We start from the raw sequence: 17624 nt of genomic DNA on the forward strand, positions 1-17624 counted from the left end.
TCCAGGAGAAACAGATGAGCCAGAAAATCGGCGTGGTGGGCGCAGGCACCATGGGCAACGGCATCGCCCAGGTCTTCGCGATGAAGGGCTTCGAGGTGGTGCTGGCCGACGTCAACGACGCGGCCCTGGTCAAGGGCATGGCCAATATCAATATCAGCCTGCAGCGCATGGCCAAGAAGGAGCTGATCGCCGAAGCCAACATCCCCGGCATCGTCGCCCACATCCGCGCCACCACCAAGCTGGCCGACCTGGCCGGCTGCGACGTGGTGATCGAAGCCGCCACCGAGAACGCCGCCATCAAGGAACAAATCTTCCGCGACCTGGACGCCGCAGTCGGCGAAAAGTGCATCCTCGCCTCCAACACCTCGTCCATCTCCCTTACCCGCATCGCCAGCTGGGTCAGCCACCCGGAGCGCGTGGTGGGCATGCACTTCATGAACCCGGTGCCGGTGATGCAACTGGTGGAGATCATCCGCGCGCTGCAGACCGGCGACGAAGCCTACCAGACCGTCTTCCACCTATCCCAAGCGCTGGGCAAGACGCCGGTCACGGTGAAGGATGCCGCCGGTTTCGTCTCCAACCGCGTACTGATGCCGATGATCAACGAGGCCGCTTTCGCGCTGTATGAAAATCTGGCCACGGCCGAGGACATCGACACCGTGATGAAGCTGGGCATGAACCACCCGATCGGCCCCTTGGCGCTGGCCGACCTGATCGGCCTGGACACTTGCCTATCCATCATGGACATCCTGTACCACGAATTCCGCGACAGCAAATACCGCGCCTGCCCGCTCTTGGCCCAACTGGTGCAGGCCGGCCATCTCGGCCGCAAGAGCGGCAAGGGTTTCTACAGCTACAACTGAGCAGCGCCATCAGCCCGAACAAATAGAGGAGGCAGTGCCATGAGCCAGTCAGTACCAAATATCAAGCTGTTGATAGGCGGCGAATTCGTCGAGTCCAAAACCACGGAATGGCGCGACATCGTCAACCCGGCCACCCAGGAAGTGCTGGCGCGCGTGCCGATGGCCACCGCCGACGAGGTCAACGCCGCAGTCGCTGCCGCCAAGGACGCGTTCAAAACCTGGAAGAAGACGCCGATCGGCGCCCGCGCCCGCATCTTTCTGAAATACCAGCAACTGATCCGCGAAAACATGAAAGAGCTGGCGGCCATCCTCACCGCCGAGCAAGGCAAGACCCTGGCCGACGCCGAGGGCGACATCTTCCGCGGCCTGGAAGTGGTGGAGCACGCCGCCAATATCGGCACCCTGCAGATGGGCGAATACGCCGAAAACGTTGCCGGAGGCGTGGACACCTACACCGTGCAGCAACCGCTGGGCGTGTGCGCCGGCATCACTCCGTTCAACTTCCCGGCCATGATTCCGCTGTGGATGTTCCCGATGGCCATCGCCACCGGCAACACCTTTGTGCTGAAGCCATCGGAGCAGGACCCGATGGTGACGATGCGCCTGGTGGAACTGGCGCTGGACGCCGGCATTCCCAAGGGCGTGCTGAACGTGGTGCACGGCGCGGCGTCCGTCGTCGATGCCATCTGTGACCACCCGGACATCCAGGCCGTGTCCTTCGTCGGCTCCACCAAGGTAGGCACCCACGTATACCAGCGCGCCACCCTCAGCGGCAAGCGCGCGCAGTGCATGATGGGCGCCAAGAACCACGCCATCGTGCTGCCGGACGCCAATAAGGAACAGGCCTTGAACCAATTGGCCGGCGCGGCTTTCGGCGCGGCCGGCCAACGCTGCATGGCGCTATCCGTCGCGGTGCTGGTGGGCGAGGCGCAGCAATGGATTCCGGAACTGGTGGCCAAGGCCAAGGGCCTGAAAGTCGGCCCCGGCAAGGACAATCCGGACCTCGGCCCGGTGATCTCCTGCGCCGCGCTGGACCGCGTCAAGAGCCTGATCGCCCGCGGCGTGGAGGAAGGCGCCAAGCTGGAGCTGGACGGCCGCGATGTCAAAGTCGCCGGTTTCGAACATGGCAACTTCGTCGGCCCGACCATCTTCTCCGGCGTCAAACCCGAGATGGCGATCTATCACCAGGAAATTTTCGGCCCGGTGCTGTGCCTGATGGCCGCCGACACGTTGGACGAAGCCATCGCCATCATCAATGCCAACCCCAACGGCAACGGCACCGCCGTGTTCACGCAGAGCGGCGCGGCGGCGCGCAAATTCCAGGAGGAAATCGACGTCGGCCAAGTCGGCATCAATGTGCCGATTCCGGTGCCGGTGCCGCTGTTCAGCTTTACCGGCAGCCGCGCGTCCAAACTGGGCGACCTCGGCCCTTACGGCAAGCAGGTGGTGGCCTTCTACACCCAGACCAAGACCGTCACCAGCCGTTGGTTCGACGACGAGGCCAGCAGCGGCAAAGTGCACACCACCATCTCGCTGCGTTGAACCGGTTTTACTGGCCACGGAATGACACAAAAGAATGACGGCCGAGCGCCGGTCCTTGAATGATCGACGCCTTGGTTTCGTGTTGTTCGTGGGTTTCGTGGCAAACAGGAGTTGTAAATGAATTTCGAACTGAACGAAGATCAGGTCGCCTTCCAACAAAGCGCCCGCGATTTCGCTGAGCGCGAACTGGCGCCGCACGCGGCCGAATGGGACGCCGAGTCCATCTTCCCGCTGGACGTGATCCGCAAGAGCGGCGACATGGGCTTTCTGGGCCTCTACACGCCGGAAGCCTACGGCGGCCTGGGCCTGTCGCGGCTGGACTCCGCCATCGTGTTCGAGGAGCTGGCCGCCGGCTGCACCTCCACCGCCGCCTACCTGACCATCCACAATATGGTCAGCTGGATGATCGCCAGCTTTGGCGGCAAGGCGCTGGCCGAGCAGTGGGTGCCGAAAATGGTGACTGGCGAAGTCTTGGGCAGCTACTGTCTGACCGAGCCAGGCGCCGGCTCCGACGCCGCCTCGCTGAAAACCCGCGCCGAACGCAAGGGCGAAGTCTACGTGCTGAACGGCGGCAAGATGTTCATCTCCGGCGCCGGCAGCACTCAGGTGCTGGTGGTCATGGCCCGGACCGGCGGCCCCGGCCCCAAGGGCATTTCCGCCTTCGTGGTGCCGGCCGACGCGCCTGGCGTCAGCTACGGCAAGAAGGAAAAGAAAATGGGCTGGAACAGCCAGCCCACCCGCGCCATCACGTTCGACAACGTGGAAATCCCGGTAGCCAATCGCCTGGGCGAAGAAGGCCAGGGCTTCACCTTCGCCATGAAGGGGCTGGATGGCGGCCGCATCAATATCGCCACCTGCGCCGTCGGCACCGCCCAGGCCGCGCTGAACGCCGCGCAGCGCTATGTGCAGGAGCGCCAGCAATTCGGCCATCCGCTGGCCGAGCTGCAAACCGTGCAGTTCCGCCTGGCCGACATGCTCACCGAATTGGTGGCCGCCCGCCAGATGGTGCGCCTGGCCGCCTGGAAATTGGACAATGCCAGCGCCGACGCCACCGCCTATTGCGCGATGGCAAAGCGGCTGGCCACCGATTTGAGTTTCAATATCGCTAACAACGCGCTGCAACTGTTCGGCGGCTACGGCTATCTGCAAGACTTCCCGCTGGAACGCCATGTGCGCGACCTGCGCGTGCACCAGATACTGGAAGGCACCAACGAGGTGATGCGGATGATAATCGCGCGCAAGATGCTGCAGGACGGCGCGCTGGAAACGCTGCGTTAACAGCTTATTTGGCCGCCACGAAAACCACGAAAGAACACGAACTATCGCGCTTTCGGATCACGCCTCCTGCTTGCGGCCACGGCAAGAGCGGTCTCTTTCGTGTCTTTTCGTGGTTTTCGTGGCAGAAGAAAAGGAATTCAGATGCAAAGCTACGCCCACCTGAACGTGGAAAAACGCGGCCACACCGCCGTGGTGACGATAGACAATCCGCCGGCCAACACCTGGAACCGCGCCAGCCTGACCGCGCTGAAACAGCTGGTGGCCGATCTCAACGCCGACCGCGACATCTACGCGCTGGTCATCACCGGCCAGGGCGAGAAGTTCTTCTCAGCCGGCGCGGACCTGAATCTGTTCGCCGACGGCGACAAAAAGGTGGCCACCGAGATGACCATGCTGTTCGGCGAAGCCTTTGAGGCGCTGTCCGGCTTCCGCGGCGTCAGCATCGCCGCCATCAACGGCTACGCCATGGGCGGCGGCCTGGAGTGCGCCCTGGCCTGCGACATCCGCATCGCCGAAGAACAAAGCCAGATGGCGCTGCCGGAAGCCGGCGTCGGCCTGCTGCCTTGCGCCGGCGGCACCCAGAACCTGCCGTGGCTGGTGGGCGAAGGCTGGGCCAAGCGCATGATCCTGTGCGGCGAGCGCGTCAATGCCGCCACCGCCGAGCGCATCGGCCTGGTGGAGCAGGTGGTGGCCAAGGGCGAGGCGCTGGAAACCGCCATCAAGCTGGCCGAGGGCGTGGCCAAGCAGTCGCCGTCGTCGGTCGGCGTGTGCAAGCAGCTGGTGCAGGCCGCCCGCACCCAGCCGCCGGCCTGGAACCTGATCAAGGAACGCGAGGCCTTCATCAAGCTGTTCGACACCTACGATCAAGGCGAAGGCACGCGCGCCTTCCTGGAAAAGCGCGCGCCGAACTGGAAGAACGCCTGAGCTCAAAACACATGGCCACAAACCCCACGAAAACCGCGAAAGCGGCGAGCCGCGCCCCCGGATCAACGGCGGCGGCGGCTCGCCGCCTTCCTGCAGTCTTTCGTGGTTAACAACAGCCTTTCCGGAGCCTCCCCATGCATGACGTGGTGCTGTTTGACGAACTACCTACCGGCGATGGCCATCGCATCGCCATCGCCACCCTCAATGCCGAAAAATCGCTGAACGCGCTGACGCTGGACATGATCCGGCTGCTGGATTCGCGCCTCACCATATGGGAGCGCGATGCAGGCATCGTCGCCGTGGTGCTGCGCGGCGCCGGCGAACGCGCCTTCTGCGCCGGCGGCGATGTGCGCAGCCTGCGCGAAAAACTGGTAGCCGAGCCGCACTACCCGCATCCGCACGCGGTGGCTTTCTTCACCGAGGAGTACACGCTCGACTACCGCATCCACCGCTACAGGAAACCCTTGATTGTATGGGGCGGCGGCATCGTCATGGGCGGCGGCCTGGGCCTGATGGCCGGCGCCAGCCACCGCGTGGTCACACCCGCCACCCGCATCGCCATGCCGGAAATCACCATCGGCCTGTACCCGGACGTGGGCGGCAGCTGGTTCCTGCAACGCATGCCGGCGCACCTGGGCCTGTTCCTGGCCTTGACCGGCGCGCCGCTGAACGCCCACGACGCGTTGATCGCCAATCTGGCCGATCATGTGCTGGCCGCAGACGCGTATCCGGCGCTGCTGCAAGCGCTGCAGCAGGCCGACTGGAGCGGCGACGCGCATGGCCACCCGGCGGTAGCCAGCGCGCTGCTGAACCAGCTGGAAGGCCAGTTGGGCGATGCCCTGCCCGCCTCCAACGTCGAACGCAATCTTCTGGCGGTGCACCGGCTGATGAACAAGGGCGACTTGGCCGCCGTCGCCGCCGCGCTGACTCAAACGGCGTTCGAAGACCCGTGGCTCGCCGACGCCGCCAAGAATTTCGCCCATGGCTGCCCCACCTCCGCCGCCGTCAGCTGGGAAATCCTGAACCGCTCCAAACACATGTCGCTGGCCGAGGCCTTGCGGATGGAGCTGGTGCTGTCGGTCAACTTTTGCGCGCGTTCTGATTTCCCGGAAGGCGTGCGCGCGCTGCTGGTGGACAAGGACCGCAATCCGCATTGGAGCCGCCAGTTGCCGGACATCGACCAGGCCTGGGTGGATGGGCACTTCGAATCGCCATGGCGCGATGGGGACCACCCCCTGGCCGCGCTGAAATAAAACAAACAGAACCAAACAGAGGAGAGCAGCATGGAAAACATCGCCTTCATCGGCCTGGGCAATATGGGCGGCCCGATGGCCGTCAACCTGCTGAACAAGGGCTTCAAGGTCGACGCCTTCGACCTGTCGCCCGAAGCCTTGTCCAAGGTAGCCGCGGCCGGTGGCCGGGCCGCTTCCAGCGCCACCGACGCGGCCAAGGACGCGGGGGTGGTGATCTCCATGCTGCCTGCAGGCAAACATGTAGCCAGCCTGTACCTGGGCGATGAAGGCCTGTTCGCCAAGCTGCCCAAGGGCACGCTGATCATAGACTGCAGCACCATAGACGCCGGCACGGCGCGCCAAGTGGCGGAAGCCGCGCAAGCGCGCGGCCTGTCCATGCTGGACGCGCCGGTGTCCGGCGGCACCGCTGGCGCGGCGGCCGGCACCCTGACCTTCATCGTCGGCGGCGCGGCGGATGACCTTTCCCGCGCCCGCCCGGTGCTGGAAGCGATGGGCAAGAACATCTTCCACGCCGGCGGCGCCGGCGCCGGCCAGACCGCCAAGATCTGCAACAACATGCTGCTGGGCATCCTGATGGCAGGCACCGCAGAGGCGCTGGCCCTGGGGGTGAAAAACGGTCTGGACCCGAAAGTCTTGTCCGAAATCATCAGCAAAAGCTCCGGCCGCAACTGGGCTACCGAACTCTACAACCCCTGGCCCGGCGTGATGGAAAATGCCCCGGCCAGCCGCAACTACGCCGGCGGCTTCATGTCCGAGCTGATGCTGAAGGACCTGGGGCTGGCCGAGGAAACCGCGCTGCAAAGTCATGCCGCCAATCCGCTGGGCGCGCTGGCGCGCAATCTGTATGAAGAGCATGTGCATCAGGGCCATGGCAAGCTGGACTTCTCCAGCATCGTCAAATACTTTCATACGGTGAATTGAACAGGTCAAGACCATCACCCCAACACATATGACATGTGATAAATTTGTCATTGTGTCTTTCCAACGGGAGGCCGCGTCAGCAGCCTCCCGTTGGCGCTTGATGAACGGACAATCACCACAACAAGATGTCTACAAGGATGACCATGTTTCCATTGCACGCTCTGAAGGGCATCGCCGCCGCCACGCTGGCGGCCTGCGCCATGCTGCCCGCCGCCGCATCCGCTGCCGGTTATCAGCAACCGCCGGCCAACATCCTCAAAGTGATGCGCGCGCCGTCGCTGCCCGGCCCCAGCATCAGCCCCACCAAGGACAACATGCTGCTGGTTGCCTGGCAGGAGTATCCATCCATCGCCCGCGTGGCCGCGCCTTACCTTAAACTGGCAGGCACCCGCGTCGAGCCAGCCAATCGCAGCAAGCACGACACGCCAGGCGGCTACGGCATCGCGCCGTGCGCCGAAAGCTTCAAGCTGGTGGCCATTCCCGGCGGCAAGGAAACGCCGATCGCGCTGCCGGCCGGCGCCTGCCCGGATGCGCCGATCTGGTCGGCCGACGGCAAACGCTTCGCCTTCGCCAACACCACCCAAAATGCGGTAGAAGTCTGGGTGGGCGATGTCGCGAGCGGCCAGATCCGCAAGATCCCCGGCATCCGCCTGAACCCGATGCTCAACGATGAACTGCAATGGATGCCGGACCAGAAAACCTTGCTGGTCAAGGCCGTGCCGGCCAAACTGGGACCGCCGCCGGTGAAGGATGCGGGCCCGGAAGGCCCCAATGTGCAGGAAGCCGATGGCGAAAAGGGCCAGAGCAGCACCTATGAAACCCGCGATACGCTGAACAGCCCGCACGACGAAGCGCTGTTCGACTACTATGCCGCCTCGCAGCTGCTGCTGGTGGACGCCGCCAGCGGCAAAGCCACTCCGCTTGGCCAAGCGGCCCTGTACGATGGCGTGGCGCCGGCGCCGGACGGCAAGCACATCCTGGTCAGCAGCGTGCGCAAGCCTTATTCCTACGTCACCACTTACGAACGCTTCCCGCATGAAGTGCAGGTATGGAATATTTCCAAGCCTGGCCGCATCGCCATCCATACCGTCGCCTCCCTGCCGCTGGCCGACCGCGTGCCGGTGCATGGCGAACCGCTTGGCCCGCGCGATTTCTTCTGGCGCGCCACCGAGCCGGCCACCCTGCTTTGGGCCGAGGCGCTGGATGGCGGCGACTGGCAGAACACCGTGCCGGCGCGCGACAAGGTGATGATGCAAAAAGCGCCGTTCACCGCCGCGCCGGTGGAAATCCTGCGCACCACTCAGCGCTTCGCCGGCATAGACTGGACCGAGCGCGCCGACACCGCGCTGGTGCATGAGATCGATCTGAACAAACACTGGCGGCAGACCCGCATCGTCAACATCGATGATGCGAAACAGGCTGGCAAACTGCTGTGGGACATGTCCTTCGACAACAAGTACGCCGATCCGGGCAGCCCGGTGCACCGCACCCTGGCCAATGGCGAACGGGTGATCCAGCTGGAAGGCGACGCCATCTATCTGGCCGGCGCCGGTGCCTCCCCGCAAGGCAACCGTCCCTTCCTAGACAAGCTGAACCTGAAAACCGGAGAAAGCCAGCGCCTGTTCCGCAGCGACAAATCCGCCTATGAGCGCTTCATCGGCCTGTCCGGTCAAAGCGGCAGCTTCCTGACCTGGCGCCAGACGCCGACCGAAGCGCCCAACGCCTTCCTGCGCAAACTGGGCAGCCCCATCAGCGCCGACAAGGGCGAAGCCGTTTTCTCGTCCACGCCGGCCGTGGTCACCCACATCGTCGACCCAACGCCGGAACTGCGCCAGATCAAGAAGCGGCTGGTCAAATACAAGCGCGCCGACGGGCTGGAACTGTCGTTCACGCTGTATACGCCGCCTGGCTACAAGGAAGGCACCCGCATCCCGGCCATCCTCAACGCCTACCCGCTGGACTACGCCGACGCCGCCAGCGCCGGCCAGGTCAGCGGTTCGCAGCAGACTTTCACCCGCCTGTACCAGTACAAATACCTGCTGCTGGCCGGCTACGCCATCATCGACCAGGCCTCGTTTCCGGTGGTGGGCGACCCCAAGGCCGCCTACGACAGCTATTTGGACCAGCTGAAGATGGATGCCGAGGCCGCCGTGAATGAGGCGGTAAAACTGGGCGTAGTCGATCCGGACCGCGTGGCCGTCACCGGCCACAGCCACGGCGCGCTGATGACGGCCAACCTGCTGGCGCATACCGACCTGTTCCGCGCCGGCGCGGCCACCAGCGGCTCGTACAACAAGACGCTGACGCCGTTTGGCTTCCAGAGCGAGCGCCGTTCGGTATGGGAAGCGCCGGATGTCTACCGCAAAGTGTCCACCTTCTTCTACGCCGACAAGCTGAAGACGCCGATTCTGATCGTCCACGGCACCGACGACGCCAACCCCGGCACCACGCCGCTGCAGGCCTCCAAGTTCTTCGAGGCCATCCGCGGCAATGGCGGCACCACCCGGCTGGTGATGCTGCCGCACGAGCCGCACTGGTACGCCGCGCGCGAATCCAACGAGCAACTGGTGTACGAAATGCTCAACTGGTTCGACAAGTACGTGAAAAACGCCCCGCCGCGCGCACAGAAGACCGCGCAAGCCGGACAGCCGTCACCGCAGCCCTGATGAACACGCGTCCCGGCAATCCCGGGACGCGCCGTTCCGCGCAAAGCCGCAGACAAACGGATTGCCGCCGGCTCACGCCCGGCCGCAATCCGTTTCATTCCCACCCGCGCGAATCTCGCGCATCGCTCAACCCTCAAGCGAAACGAACCAGCTCGACATCGTCGACCAAGCGTCCGCCCACGGTATCGTTATCCGGCAACACCCGGCCCCGGACAAAACCGGCTCACTCCAGCACACGTATCGAAGCCTCATTGCCCACCGTCACGGTGGCCCGTTGCTCATATACCCCATGCAATACCAGATGATGCGCCAAAGCCGAGACCGCCTCGCTGGCATGGCCTTGCCCCCAGTAATCCGGGGCAAACCAATAGCCGACATTGCTGGCGATGCCATCGGCGCGGACATCGGCATCCATCTTGCCGAGCCATGCGCCGTCCTCCAACCGCCTCACCGCCCATCCGAACCCATACTCATCAGGCTCGCCCGCCGCTTTAAACGGCAGATCGCGCCAGGCTTTTGCCAGCGCTTCGATAGACGCCGGCCGCCGCATCGATATCCAGTCGTAGATGCGCGGATGCTGGAACAAGGGAAACAATGCCGTCGCATGCTCCGCCTGCAAAGGTTCCAGGCAAAGTCGTTCGCTTAGGACAGCCGTGCCGATTGCCGAAATATCCAGTTGTTGCATACAAACTTCCTGATTGAGATTCACGCGCCAAGCGCCAGCCAAACTACCCGCAGCCATGACCATGCCGCCCGACACGGGAAAACAGCTGGCAGGCTAGCGCGAGGAGATGCATAGGGAAAATGCGCCTGACGAGCAGGCTTAAGTCACCGCGCGGATGCGGTGGAAGAGGAAGAGCGGGGAGCGGCTGCCTGACGGCGCCGATTACAACTGAAGAAAATGCTTTAAGCGAAAATCCATTGAAACACCGCCCCGCCGCCTGGCTCCTGCGCATAAAGATTGAATTGGCTCATCGGCTGGACTCCTCATGATGATTGAATGATGAAATCATGCCATATGGAATTCAAGTCGTCATGACAATCCAGAGGTCGGGCGTGCACGGCAAGCAAAAGCCCGCCGCGTCATGTGACGGAGCGGGCTTGGAATCCGATAAGAGAGCGTCGCCGTTAGACTGCCGACGGCTCCTTCATCAGCAAGGTAATCATACTGGCCACTTTGCGCTTCAGCTCGCGGCGGTCCACCACCATGTCCACGGCGCCCTTATCCAGCAGGAACTCCGCGCGCTGGAAGCCTTCCGGCAAGGTCTCGCGCACGGTCTGCTCGATCACGCGGGCGCCGGCGAAGCCGATGCGCGCCTTGGGTTCGGCCATCACTACATCGCCCAGGAAGGCGAACGAGGCCGATACGCCGCCCATGGTCGGGTCGGTCAACACCGAGATGAACGGCAGCTTGTGGTCGGACAACAGTTGCAGCGCGGCGCTGGTCTTGGCCATCTGCATCAGCGAGTTCAAGCCCTCCTGCATCCGCGCGCCGCCGGAAGCGGCCACGCAGATGAACGGCGCCTTAGCCTCCACTGCCGCGCGCACGCCGCGCACGAAGCGCTCGCCCACCACCGAGCCCATGGAGCCGCCGATGAACCGGAACTCAAACGCGGCCACCACGGCTGGCAGGGAGTGGATGCTGCCTTGCATCACCACCAACGCGTCGTCCTCGCCGGTATCGCTCTTGGCTGCGCTCAGGCGGTCGGGATACTTCTTGCTGTCCTTAAACTTGAGGATGTCCACCGGCTTGACTTCCTCGCCCACCTCGCGGCGGCCTTCCTCATCCAGCAGCAGGTTCAGGCGCTGACGCGCCGTCAGCGGATGGTGATGGCTGCACTTGGGGCAGACCTGCAGATTGCTCTCCAGGTCGGTGTAATATAATACGGCTTCACATTCCGGGCACTTGCTCCAAAGCCCCTCGGGCACCGCGGAAGGTTTGTCGGCGCGGTTTTCGCGCTTGATCTTCGGCGGGAGGAGCTTATTCAACCAGCTCATGCTGACTCCTTGAATCTAAATGCGCGGGACGGTTCCCGGCGCATGAACGGGGGCGATGGCCCCCGTCGGTGTTCTAGCGGATGGCGGCCTTTAGTTCGGCCACCAGACGAGTTAACTGCTCTTTGGCAGTTTCGGGTGTCGCCGCCTCAATTTCCTGTACCAGCCTGCTGCCCACCACCACCGCGTCGGCAGCGGTGGCGATGGCCTTGGCAGTCGCGGCGTCGCGAATCCCGAAGCCCACGCCTATCGGCAGCGGCAATTGTTGTCTGAGGGCAGCAATTTTACGCGCTACGTCGTCAATGTCCAGATGTCCCGCGCCGGTGACGCCCTTCAGCGACACATAATAAACGTATCCGCGCGCCAGTTTGGCGATTTCCGCCACACGCGCCGGCGGCGTGGTGGGCGCGATCAGGAACACCGTGTCCAGTCCTTGGGCATCCAGCGCCGCCTGCAGATCGACCGCCTCTTCCGGCGGACAATCCACCGTCAGCACGCCGTCCACGCCGGCGGCCTTGGCGCGCTTGGCAAATTCGGTATAGCCCATCGCGCACAAGGGGTTCAGGTAGCCCATCAGCACAACGGGCGTCACTTCATCCGAGCGACGGAACTCAGCCACCATTTCCAGCACATGGCGCAAACCCACCTTGTGCACCAGCGCGCGCTCGGAGGCGCGCTGGATCACCGGGCCGTCGGCCATCGGATCGGAGAATGGCACGCCCAGCTCGATGATGTCGGCGCCGCCATCCACCAGGCCGTGCATCAGCGACACGGTCAGGCCGGGATTGGGGTCCCCGGCGGTGATGAAGGGAATCAGGGCCTTCTTGCCCGCCAGCTCGGCAAAGCGTTTTTCTATGCGTGACATGCGGCGTCCCCCTTACAAGGTAATGCCGGAGAGACCGGCAACAGTATTGATGTCCTTGTCGCCGCGGCCGGACAGGTTGACCAGGATCACCTGTTCCTTGCCCAGGGTCGGCGCCACCTTGGCGGCCCAGGCCAGCGCGTGGCTGGACTCCAGCGCCGGGATGATGCCTTCCAGATGACAGCAGTCGTGGAAGGCGCGCAGCGCCTCGTCGTCATTGATCGCCACGTATTCGGCGCGGCCAATGTCTTTCAGATAGCTGTGCTCCGGGCCGACGCCCGGATAATCGAGGCCTGCCGACACCGAATGCGTCTCGATGATCTGGCCATCCTCGTCTTGCATCAGATAGCTCTTGGCGCCGTGCAGCACGCCCACTTTGGCATCCGAGCTGAGCGGCGCGGCGTGCTTGCCGCTGGCGATGCCGTGCCCGCCGGCCTCGACACCCACCATGCGCACGCCCGGCACGTCGATATACGGGTGGAAAATGCCGATGGCATTGGAGCCGCCGCCGACGCACGCCACCACCACATCGGGCTGGCGGCCGATCACTTCCGGCATCTGCACCTTGGCTTCTTCGCCGATCACCGACACGAAGTCGCGCACCAGCATCGGATACGGATGCGGGCCGGCAGCCGTGCCCAGGATGTAGAAAGTGGAATCGACATTGGTCACCCAGTCGCGCATCGCTTCGTTCAACGCATCCTTCAGCGTCTTGGAGCCAGACTCCACCGGCACCACGGTGGCGCCCAGCAGCTTCATGCGGAACACATTGGGCGACTGGCGCTTGACGTCCTCCGCGCCCATGTACACCACGCATTCCATGCCATAGCGCGCCGCCACGGTGGCCGTGGCCACGCCATGCTGGCCGGCGCCGGTTTCGGCGATGACGCGCTTCTTGCCCATGCGGCGCGCCAGCAGCGCCTGGCCGATGGCGTTGTTGATCTTGTGCGCGCCGGTATGGTTCAGGTCTTCGCGCTTCAGCCAGATCTGCGCGCCGCCCAATTGCTCGGACCAACGCTTGGCGTGGTAGACCGGGCTGGGGCGGCCGACATAATGCTTCAGTTCATGGCGGAACTCCTGCCAGAACGTCGGATCGGCCTTCACGCGAGCGTATTCTTCTTTCAACTGGTCCAGCGCCACCATCAAGGTTTCGGCGACATAGACACCGCCATAAGGGCCGAAATGGCCCTGCGCATCCGGAAAATCATACCGATCCATGTCTTGCTCCTGATATGAAGGCCGCCATTCTGGCAGCATCTTTGATTCCCTTGGCCGCCTCCACACCGCTGGAGACGTCCACCGCGGCCGGTTTCACCCGGCGCACGGCTTCTTCGATATTGTGTTCGTCCAGGCCGCCGGACAGGATCAACGGCAAAGGCAGGTCGTCCGGCAGCAGGGTCCAGTCAAACGTCGCGCCAGTGCCGCCGTGCGCGCCCTCGACAAAGGCGTCGGTCAGCAGGCCGCGCGCATCCGGGTACGCCGCAGCGCATTGCAGCAGATCGACACCCGACTTCACCCGCACGGCTTTCAGATACGGACGCTGAAACGAGCGACAGAATTCCGCGCTCTCCTCGCCATGGAACTGCAGCACATCGATGGCGCAGCCAGCCAGCACCTGCGCCACCCATTCGCGCGCCGGATTGACGAACAAGGCCACCACGCTGACGAAAGGCGGCAGCGCCGCGATCACGGCGCGCGCCTGCTCAATGGAAACATTGCGCGGGCTCTTGTCGTAGAACACCAGTCCGATGGCGTCGGCGCCCAGGCGGGCGGCTTCCGCGCCGTGTTCCGGCTGGGTGATGCCGCAGATCTTGATTCTGACCACTGTCTCTTCTCTGTTAGGTGCTAGCGCAGTTTCAAGCGCCCGGCCTCGCATTGCGACGGCAGGCCAAACGTCTCCGGATAGCCTACGCCGGTCAGGTAAAGCCCATCCGGCATGAAGGTGGGCGGCGCGCAGGTGCGGTCGCGCGCTTCCAGCAGCGACTGCATGCCCGCCGCGTCCAAAGCCCCCTTGCCCACGTACAGCAGCGCGCCCACCAGATTGCGCACCATATGGTGCAGGAAGGCATCGGCAACGAGGTCGAAGCGGATCAGCCCGCCGTCCTCCACGATGTCCAGCCGCTGCAAATCCTTCACCGGCGACTTGGCCTGGCACTCGGACGCGCGGAAACTGGAAAAATCATGCCGGCCGAGCAGACGCTGCGCCGCTTCGCGCATCGCATCGACATCCAACGCCTGATGATACCAGCCCACCTTGCCCGCCAGCAGGCAGGAACGTACCGGGTGCGTCAGCAAAAAATAGCTGTAGCTGCGGGAAAAAGCGGAAAACCGGGCATGGAAGCTATCGTCCACTTCGCGCGCCCACACCACGGCGACTTCCGGCGGCAGCAAGGCATTGACGCCGCGCACCCAGGCATTCAGCGGGCGGCTGGCATCGGTGTCGAAATGCGCCACCTGCATCGCCGCGTGCACGCCGGCGTCGGTGCGGCCGGCGGCCACCGTGGAGATGTCGCGGTTACCCGCAATCCGGCCCAAGGCCTGATTCAAGATGTCCTGTACCGTATTGCCGTGCGGCTGACTTTGCCAGCCGGCAAACGCCCGGCCGTCATACTCGATGCCGAGCGCGATTCTCATACCCAATCATCCATTCGTTCCCCGGCCTCGCGCGCCATTGCCGCCAGCGAGACCGTAAAACCCCCACTTTATCCTATCCCGGCAGGTTTGCGCCACGCCCCTGCCCTCAGAAAAACGAATGGCACCGCCATCCAGGCCGGTGCCATTGCCGACAAAACCGCCAAACTGCGCTTACCTGCCGTGCTGCGCCTCCCGCATCAGGGTCTCGGCCGTTTCCTTGTCGCCCATTTCCATGTACAGCTTGGCCAGTTCCATCTTTTCCATATCCACATCCGGCGCCGCGATGGGCGGCGTCGGCCTGGCGGCCGTTGCCGCAGGCTTGGCGGCTGGGGCCGGAGCGGCAGGCTGCGGCGGAGGCGCTGCCGGCTCAGGGGCGGCAGCTGGCGCGGGCGGAACAGCCGCGGGAGCCATCTCCGGCTCAGGCTTGGCCGCGGCGGCAGGCTCAGCCGCCACGCCAAACAAAGCATGGCCCGGCACCGTGTTCCGCCCCAGCTCGCAGATGCGTTGCCACATTGTGCTGTCTGGATTGAACATGCTCTTGGCCGACATCGCCTCCTGCAGGAACGCGTCCTTGTCCGGCTTGGACGCCAGCACCTCCAGCAGCTTGAAGCGCAAATCCTGCCGCATCGGCTCCTTATCCAAACCGGCGCGCAATACTGCCACGGCCTGATCGGAGCGGCCGTATGCCAGATACACCTCGGCCTCGGCCATCACGTCCACCGCGCCCAGATCAGCTCCGTCATCCTTTTTCAGCGAACTCATCAATCCCGCCAATGGCCCCAGCGCCAGGCGCGAGCTTCCGCCCGCAGACGCTTCGTCAGCAGCCTCCTCCTGCTTGCCTTGCCGCTTGCGGCGGATCAGCAGCAAGGCCACCAGGCCGAGCGCCGCCGCCGCGCCGCCCAGTTTGATCTGTACGTCGCGGTCACCCAAAACGGCAAGCGCGTCATCCATCACGCTTTCCGTGGCTGGCTTCGGCGTCAACGGATGCGATGGCGCCGTGGGCGCTGGCGCATTGACCGGAGCCGGAGCCGGAGTCGGCGCAGGCGCCGGGTGCAGCATGGGCTGGGTGGCAGCCTCGGCCGCCTTCGGCAACGAAGCCACCGCCTTCACAACCGGCTGCGGCTTTGCCGCTGCGCTCTTGTGTTGCGCGGAAGGCATGGCAGGCTTGACGCTCGCCTCGGGCTTGGCCGCCTGTGCCGCGGCGGACGCTTGCCCCGCCATCGGCATGGAGGCCGCGGCCTTCGCCTTGCCTTGCTGCAAGGCTCGTATCTTCTCTTCCAACGCCCGGGTGCGTTCCTCTGTCTCCTTCAAGGCCTGCTCCTGGAAGTGCAGGCGGTCGCGCATCTTTTGCTCTGCGGCCAAAACGGCTGGCGACGAAGCAGGCCTGGTGATGGCGGCGGGCTTGGCCGCGCTGGCCTCCGGTTTCGCCATGGGCTTGGCTTCGGTCGACGCGCCCTTTCCAACCTGATCGGCCTGCCGCCCCTGCTCCAGCAATTTGGCCATGGGGCCAGGCGACGCCGGCGGCTGAGCCTTCTCCGACGCGTCCTTGCGCGCCAGGTCTCGCATTTTCCACTCGGCCGGATAGCGTAAATCCGCCCCCGCCAGCAGGCGGTTGGCGTCGCCCCGGATGAAGGCGTCCGGGTTATCCTTCAACAGGCGGGCGGCCACATCCTCTCCCTTGGCGTGGCCATGCATGCGCGAGGCGATGGCGGACAGCGTATCGCCCTTCAGCACCTTGTAGGACTTGGCCGTCTCGGCCGCCTGCGGGGCGTGATCGGCAGCCTTGGCTTGGGCGCCGGAGCCACCCGCGCCTTCTAAAGCCAGCACATAGGATTTCTGCGCCTTGACGCTGCCGGCGGCCACTTCGACCCGGAACGCCAACTGCGGCAGGGTGATGGGCACCGACGAGGCCAGCGTCAACATGCGCCGGCCATCGGCGGATCGCTCATGCTGATAGGAGATGGAGGACACCTGCCGCAGCAATTCCTTGACCTGGCCGCTCTGGGAGGTATCGGCGTAGATGGCCACCTGCAACTGCTCAGCCTTGTCGAATACCCCGCCCAGCAAGGGCAGTTCCGCCATCAGGGGTTCGCCCAATCGAGAATTGACGCGTATATCGCCAAGGCCGGCGCCATCCAGCCTCGACCCCTGATCCGGCGTTGCCGCATGACGCTTGCCGTCGTCGCCGGCAGGAACCGGAGCCTTGCGGCGCGGACCATCCCGCTTGTAATCGACCTCGAACTCACGGACCAGTCTGCCATCCGGCCAACCCACTTCCACGGCAAAGCGCAGCAAGGGCTCGCCGAAACTCGATGGCCCCTTAACCAGCACTTTCTGCAAGTGGCCGTCGCTTCCGCGCACCAGGCTGAACTGTAGCGTCGGCGCAGAGCCGCTGTAAGCCGAAAGCAAGGGGTAGTTATTGCGGTCGGCCAGATTGACCTGGGCAAAATCCTGTATGTTCTCATTGACTACCGGGATTTCGGCGGAAAACGCCTCGCCATCGGCCGACAGCACATGAATGGGCCCCAGGCCCGCCTGCGCAGCGGATGCGCTCCCCAATCCCGCCAGCAGCAGGGCCAAACTCGCCATGCGTAAATTTGCAGCCATCTTGGACGTTCCCAACCTTTTGCCTGTTCTGTTTTTAACCGGACGCGCCGCCGCGGCCCCTCTCGTCCTCCGCGCGGAC

General features: G+C 64.3%; 14 protein-coding genes. 7 read left to right on the plus strand and 7 right to left on the minus strand.

Features of this window, described 5'->3' with window-relative positions; translation table 11 throughout:
* The first annotated feature begins 14 nt into the window (after positions 1 to 14).
* The 7 genes from C2134_RS18580 to C2134_RS18610 all read left to right on the plus strand — a co-directional run bounded on the left by C2134_RS18580 (position 15) and on the right by C2134_RS18610 (position 9447).
* Complete coding sequence (locus tag C2134_RS18580; protein WP_103321578.1) at positions 15 to 863, plus strand: 3-hydroxybutyryl-CoA dehydrogenase; 849 nt, start codon at positions 15 to 17, stop codon at positions 861 to 863.
* Between the two features lie 39 nt (positions 864 to 902).
* Positions 903 to 2405, plus strand: coding sequence for a CoA-acylating methylmalonate-semialdehyde dehydrogenase (locus tag C2134_RS18585; protein ID WP_103321579.1), 1503 nt, complete (start codon positions 903 to 905; stop codon positions 2403 to 2405).
* 117 nt (positions 2406 to 2522) lie between these two features.
* Positions 2523 to 3683, plus strand: a complete 1161-nt coding sequence (locus tag C2134_RS18590) for an acyl-CoA dehydrogenase family protein (RefSeq protein WP_103321580.1) — start codon at positions 2523 to 2525, stop codon at positions 3681 to 3683.
* A gap of 141 nt (positions 3684 to 3824) precedes the next feature.
* Positions 3825 to 4607 carry an enoyl-CoA hydratase gene (locus C2134_RS18595; protein WP_103321581.1) on the plus strand — a complete coding sequence of 261 codons (783 nt, stop codon included), beginning with the start codon at positions 3825 to 3827 and terminating at the stop codon, positions 4605 to 4607.
* Between the two features lie 134 nt (positions 4608 to 4741).
* Positions 4742 to 5860, plus strand: a complete 1119-nt coding sequence (locus tag C2134_RS18600; protein WP_103321582.1) for an enoyl-CoA hydratase/isomerase family protein — start codon at positions 4742 to 4744, stop codon at positions 5858 to 5860.
* Between the two features lie 30 nt (positions 5861 to 5890).
* Positions 5891 to 6781 carry a 3-hydroxyisobutyrate dehydrogenase gene (mmsB, locus tag C2134_RS18605; RefSeq protein ID WP_103321583.1) on the plus strand — a complete coding sequence of 297 codons (891 nt, stop codon included), beginning with the start codon at positions 5891 to 5893 and terminating at the stop codon, positions 6779 to 6781.
* A gap of 143 nt (positions 6782 to 6924) precedes the next feature.
* Positions 6925 to 9447 (plus strand): alpha/beta hydrolase family protein, encoded by a 2523-nt coding sequence (locus C2134_RS18610; RefSeq protein ID WP_103321612.1) that lies wholly within the window; start codon positions 6925 to 6927, stop codon positions 9445 to 9447.
* A gap of 223 nt (positions 9448 to 9670) precedes the next feature.
* On the opposite strand, the gene C2134_RS18615 is transcribed toward C2134_RS18610, so the two are convergent.
* The 7 genes from C2134_RS18615 to C2134_RS18645 all read right to left on the minus strand — a co-directional run bounded on the left by C2134_RS18615 (position 9671) and on the right by C2134_RS18645 (position 17527).
* Entirely contained in the window at positions 9671 to 10132 is a 462-nt protein-coding gene (locus tag C2134_RS18615) for a GNAT family N-acetyltransferase (RefSeq protein WP_158248817.1), read from the minus strand.
* 443 nt (positions 10133 to 10575) lie between these two features.
* On the minus strand, positions 10576 to 11445 hold the full coding sequence (accD, locus tag C2134_RS18620; protein ID WP_103321585.1) for an acetyl-CoA carboxylase, carboxyltransferase subunit beta: 870 nt from the start codon (positions 11443 to 11445) through the stop codon (positions 10576 to 10578).
* 73 nt (positions 11446 to 11518) lie between these two features.
* Positions 11519 to 12307, minus strand: a complete 789-nt coding sequence (gene trpA / locus C2134_RS18625) for a tryptophan synthase subunit alpha (protein WP_103321586.1) — start codon at positions 12305 to 12307, stop codon at positions 11519 to 11521.
* Between the two features lie 12 nt (positions 12308 to 12319).
* Positions 12320 to 13522: a tryptophan synthase subunit beta gene (gene trpB, locus C2134_RS18630; RefSeq protein ID WP_103321587.1), complete on the minus strand. Its 1203-nt coding sequence runs from the start codon at positions 13520 to 13522 to the stop codon at positions 12320 to 12322.
* Positions 13509 to 14129, minus strand: a complete 621-nt coding sequence (locus C2134_RS18635; protein ID WP_233196510.1) for a phosphoribosylanthranilate isomerase — start codon at positions 14127 to 14129, stop codon at positions 13509 to 13511. Before C2134_RS18635 ends, trpB begins: the two co-directional genes overlap by 14 nt.
* Before the next feature lie 20 nt (positions 14130 to 14149).
* On the minus strand, positions 14150 to 14938 hold the full coding sequence (truA, locus tag C2134_RS18640) for a tRNA pseudouridine(38-40) synthase TruA (RefSeq protein WP_103321589.1): 789 nt from the start codon (positions 14936 to 14938) through the stop codon (positions 14150 to 14152).
* A gap of 171 nt (positions 14939 to 15109) precedes the next feature.
* On the minus strand, positions 15110 to 17527 hold the full coding sequence (locus C2134_RS18645) for a type IV pilus assembly protein FimV (RefSeq protein ID WP_103321590.1): 2418 nt from the start codon (positions 17525 to 17527) through the stop codon (positions 15110 to 15112).
* Positions 17528 to 17624: the final 97 nt, after the last annotated feature.

Origin of the sequence: Chromobacterium sinusclupearum, from assembly GCF_002902845.1 — a bacterium.
GTDB lineage: Bacteria > Pseudomonadota > Gammaproteobacteria > Burkholderiales > Chromobacteriaceae > Chromobacterium > Chromobacterium sinusclupearum.